Source organism: Pseudodonghicola sp. (assembly GCF_048268305.1).
Classification (GTDB): Bacteria; Pseudomonadota; Alphaproteobacteria; order Rhodobacterales; family Rhodobacteraceae; genus Pseudodonghicola.
On the sequence record NZ_JBLWVT010000006.1, the window covers coordinates 323,874 to 329,873 of the forward strand.

Consider the following 6,000-nt stretch of genomic DNA (forward strand, 5'->3'; position numbering starts at 1 on the left):
GACAAGGCAATCGCCGCTTGAGGGAAAACGCAGGCATATTCAAAACCTCCTGATAGATAAGGTTTTGTAGCGATGCCCGCGCCCGGATAACAACCCGGGGATGATCCAGATTACCTCAGGTCATTTCTCGAGGTCAATAAACTCCTACAGCCGATCCCGGCATCGCGGCCTCTTTCAAAAGCTCGAATGCGAAATCTGCAACGGACCTGAAACAGATCATTCCGAAACTGCCGTCCTCTTCCATCCAGGCCGCTGCAGCGATCTGGCCCATGCGGCTGCGGCGGAAATGGCCGGCCTCGAACTGACCCGGCGCGAAGTCCACCGGGAAAAGCTTGCCCATCACCTCGCGCGCGGCAGGACCCTCGACACGGAAGATCGCGCGGGCGTCGGAGACATCGACAGCCAGGGCATGGACCGTCCCCAGCGCTGCCTCGGCCCGTTCCAGAAGCTCCGGCACCTCGGCATAGGGGCAGACGAGCAGCAGCTCGTCCGGCGACATCCAGGCAGCGGCCCCCGTCTTGCCAAAGCTGATCTGACCTGGCCCCGGCAGCTTGGCGCCGGTGACGGCCGTAACCGCCGCCTTCACCGGCCGCGTCGCCAGATCGCCGCGCAGGGTGATCATGCCGGTCGGGCCTGCCGCCTCGATCCGGGCGATGCCGTCATAGCGGGCGCCGCCGAGCGCGCTGATCGGTTCAGACATTCTGCTTCTCCCCCTCCTTGTCGAAGACCACCGGATCGACGATCTTGGCCTTATAGGTCTTGCCGTCGATGCCCGGGAAGTCCAGCACCTCGCCCATCCGGTCGGGGCCATGCAGCACCAGCCCCATGGCGATGCCGCGCCCCAGCGTCGGCGAGTAATAGGTCGAGGTCACCCGCCCCTGGGTGTTGCGCTGACCATTGGCGTTCACCCCCTCGGCCACCGCATAGGCGCCATCGGGCAGCACGCTGCCGTCGGGCGTTTCCAGCCCCACCAGCTTCCAGCGGGTCGGATCGGTCATGTGGCTGCGCGCCTGCGCGCGCTTGCCGATGAAATCCTCTTTCTTCTTCGAGATCGCCCAGTCGAGCCCCAGATCCTGCGGGATCACCGTGCCGTCGGTCTCGTCCCCGATCATGATGAAGCCCTTCTCGGCCCGCATGACGTGCAGCGCCTCGGTGCCATAGGGCATCATGCCAAAGTCCTCTCCTGCGGCGATCAGCCGGTCCCACAGCGCCTTGCCCTGACCGGCCTTCACCGCGATCTCGAAGGACAGCTCGCCCGAGAAGGAGATGCGATAGACCCGCACCGGGAAACCGGCGAGGCTGCCCTCGGCCCAGGTCATGAAGGGCAGCGCCTCCTTCGACACATCCATGCCACCCAGCTTGTCCAGCACGGCGCGCGCCTTGGGGCCCACGACGGCGATCTGGGCGAATTGTTCGGTCAGATTGGCAGTATAGACCTTCCAGTCCCACCATTCGGTCTGCAGCCATTCCTCCATATGCGCATGGATACGATCGGTGCCGCCGGTGGTGGTGTGGCACAGGAAGGTCTGATCGTCGATCCGCGCCACCACACCGTCGTCGATCAGAAAGCCGTTCTCCGAGCACATCAGCCCGTAACGGCATTTGCCCGGCGCCAGCGTCGACATCATGTTGGTATAGATCATGTCGAGGAACCGGCCCGCGTCCGGCCCCTTGACCAAAATCTTGCCCAGGGTCGACGCATCAAGAATGCCAACGGCTTGCCGGGTGTTCTTTACCTCGCGCGCCACCGCGTCATGCACGGTTTCGCCGGACCTCGGATAGGCATAGGGACGTCGCCAGGCGCCGACCGGTTCGAACTCGGCCCCGTGGGGGGCATGCCAGTCCTGCATCGGCGTGCGACGTATTGGCTGGAACAGCGGCCCGCGGGCATCGCCCGCCATGGCGCCGAAGCTGATCGGCGTATAGGGCGGCCGGAAGGTGGTGGTGCCCACCTGCGGGATCGCCTGCCCCAGCGCTTCGGAAAGCACCGCCAGACCGTTGATATTGCTGAGCTTACCCTGATCCGTCGCCATCCCCAGCGTGGTATAGCGCTTGGTGTGCTCGACGCTCTCATAGCCCTCGCGGGCCGCAAGCTGCACGTCGGCAACCTTGACGTCGTTCTGGAAATCCAGCCAGGCCTTGGCGCGCAGCTCGTCCGGCGCGTTGGCGGGCATCATCCAGACCGGCGCGATCGGCGCCTCGGTCAGATCGCGAACCTCGGGCAGCTTGCCCTTCTTCAGCTTGAAGCCGCAGGCCTTGGCCGCCATCTTGCCGGCCTCGGCGGCATCGGCCAGCCCTTCGGAGAGGCTGAGCGCGCCGCTCGCCGCGCCGGCGGTCAGCACGAAGCCCGCGCCATCGGCCCCGATCGGCGGCCGCGTCGCATCCGGGCGGAACAGCGCCGCCGCCTCGTCCCAGTCAAGCTTGCCGCCGCAATGGGACCAGAGATGCACCACCGGCGACCAGCCGCCCGACATGGCGACGGCATCGCAGGCGATCTCCTCCAAGGCGGCACCGCTGCCCTCCTGCGCGCAGATGGCCAGCTTCGCCACCCGCTTGCCGCCCGAAACCTCGGCCACCGCCCGGCCGCAATCGACCCTGAGGCCGAGGCCGCGAGCCTCGGCCATCAGATCGCCGCCACCGGTGGCGCGGGCGTCGAGAATGCGCAGCACATCGACACCCGCCTGTTTCAGCGTGATCGCGGTGCGATAGGCATCGTCGTTATTGGTGACCACGACAACCTTTTGCCCGGGCGTCACACCGTAGTTCACCACGTAATCCCGCATCGCCGAGGCCAGCATGACCCCGGGCACATCGTTGCCGGCGAAGGACAGCGGCCGCTCCAAGGCGCCGGTGGCGGTGATGATCTGGCGGGCGCGGATGCGCCACAGCCGATGGCGCGGGCCTTCGGTGCCCGGCCGGTGATCCGTCAGCCGTTCATAGCCCAGCGCATAGCCATGGTCATAGACCCCCGCCCCCATGCAGCGGCGGCGCAGGGTGACATTGGGCATGGATTTCAGGCCCGAGACGGTGGCGGCGATCCAATCTTCCGCCGCCATGCCGTCGATCTCGCCGCCATCGACCGGGGCGCGCCCGCCCCAGTGGCGCGACTGCTCCAGCAGCAGCACGCGGGCGCCGGCCTCGGCGGCGGTCTTCGCCGCCATCAGCCCGGCGACGCCGCCACCGATCACCAGGACATCGGCGAAGGCATAGAAATGCTCATAGCGATCGGCGTCCTCCTCCTTCGGCGGTTTGCCCAAGCCGGCGGACTGGCGGATGATCGGTTCGTAGATATATTTCCAGAAGGCGCGCGGGTGAATGAAGGTCTTGTAATAGAAGCCGGCCGGAAAGAAGCGGGCCAGCGCCGTGTTCACCGCGCCGATGTCGAACTCCAGACTGGGCCAGTGGTTCTGGCTGATGGCGCTGAGCCCATCAAACAGCTCGGTGGTGGTAACGCGCTGGTTCGGTTCGAACCTGGCCCCGACGCCCAGCCCCACCAGCGCGTTGGGTTCCTCCACCCCGCTCGCCATGATGCCGCGCGGGCGGTGGAATTTGAACGACCGGCCGACCAGCATCTGATCATTGGCCAAGAGCGCCGAGGCCAGGCTATCGCCGGCGAAGCCCTTCATCGGCTTGCCGTTGAAGGTGAAGGTGACGGGGCGGGAGCGGTCGATCAGACGGCCCAGCTTGGCGATGCGGCGGCTCATCCGGCGGGCCTTTCACTTGGGGCGCGGGACGCGATGGGAGGGTTTTGGCGAGGACGACGGCTCATTCCACGGCGCTCCAACTCCAGCCGGGGCGCCTGGCGGCGATGGCGTCGCGGATCGCCTGCGGCGGCTCGGTGGTCTGGGCGGGATAGGTGCCGAAGACCTCGAGCGTGACGGTGCAGCGGGCGGCGTGGAACCACTTGCCGCAGCCATAGGCATGGCGCCAGCGTTCGAAATGCACGCCCTTGGGGTTTTCCCGGGCAAAGAGGTAATCGCGAAATTCCTCGTCGGAGGAGCCAGGGCCGAAACGCTTGATATGCGCCTCGCCACCGGCGGCGAATTCGGTTTCCTCGGCGGAGACGCCGCAATAGGGGCAGTGAAGGATCAGCATTGGGTCATCCTTTCGGCGACGGATTTCCAGGCCTCGCGCCCGGCCCGAAGGGTGGGTGCGGAACGCGCCCGCCCTTGGGGGGCGGGTCGGGCGCGGCGCAGGCCTGTGGCCTGCGCAAAGGGGGGAAAGCCCATCAATGCGCCACCCCCGCCGCGACGCTCTCGTCGATGAAGCGGCCTTCGGTGAAGCGGTCGAGAGAAAATTCCTCGGCCAGCGGTGACTGACCCTTGGCCATCAGCTCGGCAAAGGCCCAGCCCGATCCCGGGATCGCCTTGAAGCCCCCCGTCCCCCAGCCGCAGTTGATGAAGATATTCTCGACCGGCGTCTTCGACAGGATCGGCGAGCGGTCACCGGTCATGTCGACGATCCCGCCCCATTGCCGCAGCATCTTGAGCCGCGAGATGATCGGGAAGGTCTCGATCAGCGCCGCCATCGTGTGTTCGATATGATGAAAGCTGCCGCGCTGGGTATAGTTGTTGAAGGCGTCGGTGCCGCCGCCGATCACCAGCTCGCCCTTGTCGGATTGCGACATATAGCCGTGCACGGTATTGGCCATCACCACCACGTCGATGCAGGGTTTCACCGGCTCCGAAACCAGCGCCTGCAGCGCCACGCTTTCGATCGGCAGCCGGAAGCCCGCCATCTCGGCCAGCACGCCGGAATGGCCGGCCACCACCAGCCCCAGCTTGTCACAATCGATCTCTCCCCTGGTGGTGGAGACGCCGACGACCTTGCCAGCATCGCGGCGGATGCCGGTGACCTCGCAATTCTGGATGATATCCATCCCCATGTCGGAGCAGGCGCGGGCATAGCCCCAGGCCACCGCATCGTGCCGCGCGGTGCCCGCCCGCGCCTGCCAGAGCGCGCCCAGCACCGGATAGCGCGGCCCGTTGATATTGATGATCGGCACCAGTTCCTTGACCCGCTCCGGCCCGATCCATTCGGTCTCCACCCCCTGCAGGGCATTGGCGTGGGCGGTGCGCTGATAGCCGCGAATCTCGGCCTGGGTCTGCGCCAGCATCAGGCAGCCGCGGGGGCTGAACATGACGTTATAGTTCAGCTCCTGGCTCAGCCCCTCGTAGAGCGCGCGCGCCTTCTCGAAGATCGCCGAGGAGGAATCCTGCAGATAGTTCGACCGGATGATGGTGGTGTTGCGGCCAGTATTGCCGCCCCCCAGCCAGCCCTTTTCCAGGATCGCGACATTGGTGATGCCGAAGTTCCGGCCCAGGTAATAGGCGGTGGCGAGCCCGTGGCCGCCGGCCCCGACGATGATCACGTCATAGCGTTTCTTCGGCTCCGGCGCGCGCCAGGCCCTGCCCCAGCCCTTGTGATGGCTCAGGGCCTCTCGGACGACGGCAAAGGCGGAATAGCGTGTCATGGGCGAATCCGATCAGGTCTTGGTCCAAGACATTGATGCGTCTTCCAGCCTATCCGTCCACGCCGTAAATCGCCACTCTAAGTCACAGTTGCGACATGAGGCCCCGCGGTAGCGATTTGCCCTTTTTCCAAGCGCCCCCGCCCTATAGATCATGCTGAAACGGGAGACGGCATGACATTCTGGATCGTGATTTCGGGAATGGCGCTGGCGGCGGCGGCGCTGCTGGTTCTGGCGCTGATGCGCGGGCGGGCCGAGGCCGGCGCGGCGGCGGCCTATGATCTCAAGGTCTATCGCGACCAACTGAAGGAGGTCGACCGCGATCTGGACCGCGGGGTGATCGGAGAAGCCGATGCCGACCGCATCCGCGCCGAGGTGTCGCGCCGCATTCTCGCCGCCGATTCCGCCGCCTCCCGGGCCGATACCGGCGCCGGCGGGCCCCCACCCGGGGGGGCCGCGGGGGGGGCGGGGGGGGGTGGGGGGCGGGGGGGCGGGGGGGCGGTGGTGCCTTTCCCCGGTGGGGGGGGCGC

5 protein-coding genes are annotated in these 6,000 nt (G+C 66.6%); 1 reads left to right on the top strand and 4 read right to left on the bottom strand.

The window, feature by feature from the left end:
• Positions 1-133: 133 nt before the first annotated feature.
• The 4 genes from ACN0V4_RS13645 to ACN0V4_RS13660 all read right to left on the bottom strand — a co-directional run bounded on the left by ACN0V4_RS13645 (position 134) and on the right by ACN0V4_RS13660 (position 5,473).
• The gene (locus ACN0V4_RS13645) at positions 134-700 is read right to left on the bottom strand and encodes a sarcosine oxidase subunit gamma (protein ID WP_417676966.1); all 567 of its coding nucleotides are present in this window, start codon (positions 698-700) and stop codon (positions 134-136) included.
• Positions 693-3,704: a sarcosine oxidase subunit alpha family protein gene (locus ACN0V4_RS13650; protein ID WP_417676968.1), complete on the bottom strand. Its 3,012-nt coding sequence runs from the start codon at positions 3,702-3,704 to the stop codon at positions 693-695. The genes ACN0V4_RS13645 and ACN0V4_RS13650 overlap by 8 nt, the downstream gene beginning before the upstream one ends.
• A gap of 61 nt (positions 3,705-3,765) precedes the next feature.
• On the bottom strand, positions 3,766-4,095 hold the full coding sequence (locus tag ACN0V4_RS13655; RefSeq protein ID WP_417676970.1) for a sarcosine oxidase subunit delta: 330 nt from the start codon (positions 4,093-4,095) through the stop codon (positions 3,766-3,768).
• Positions 4,096-4,228: 133 nt separating this feature from the next.
• Positions 4,229-5,473, bottom strand: a complete 1,245-nt coding sequence (locus ACN0V4_RS13660; protein WP_417676972.1) for a sarcosine oxidase subunit beta family protein — start codon at positions 5,471-5,473, stop codon at positions 4,229-4,231.
• 171 nt (positions 5,474-5,644) lie between these two features.
• Here ACN0V4_RS13660 and ccmI point away from each other — a divergent pair.
• A partial coding sequence (gene ccmI / locus ACN0V4_RS13665; protein ID WP_417676974.1) for a c-type cytochrome biogenesis protein CcmI occupies positions 5,645-6,000 on the top strand: 356 nt, incomplete at its 3' end.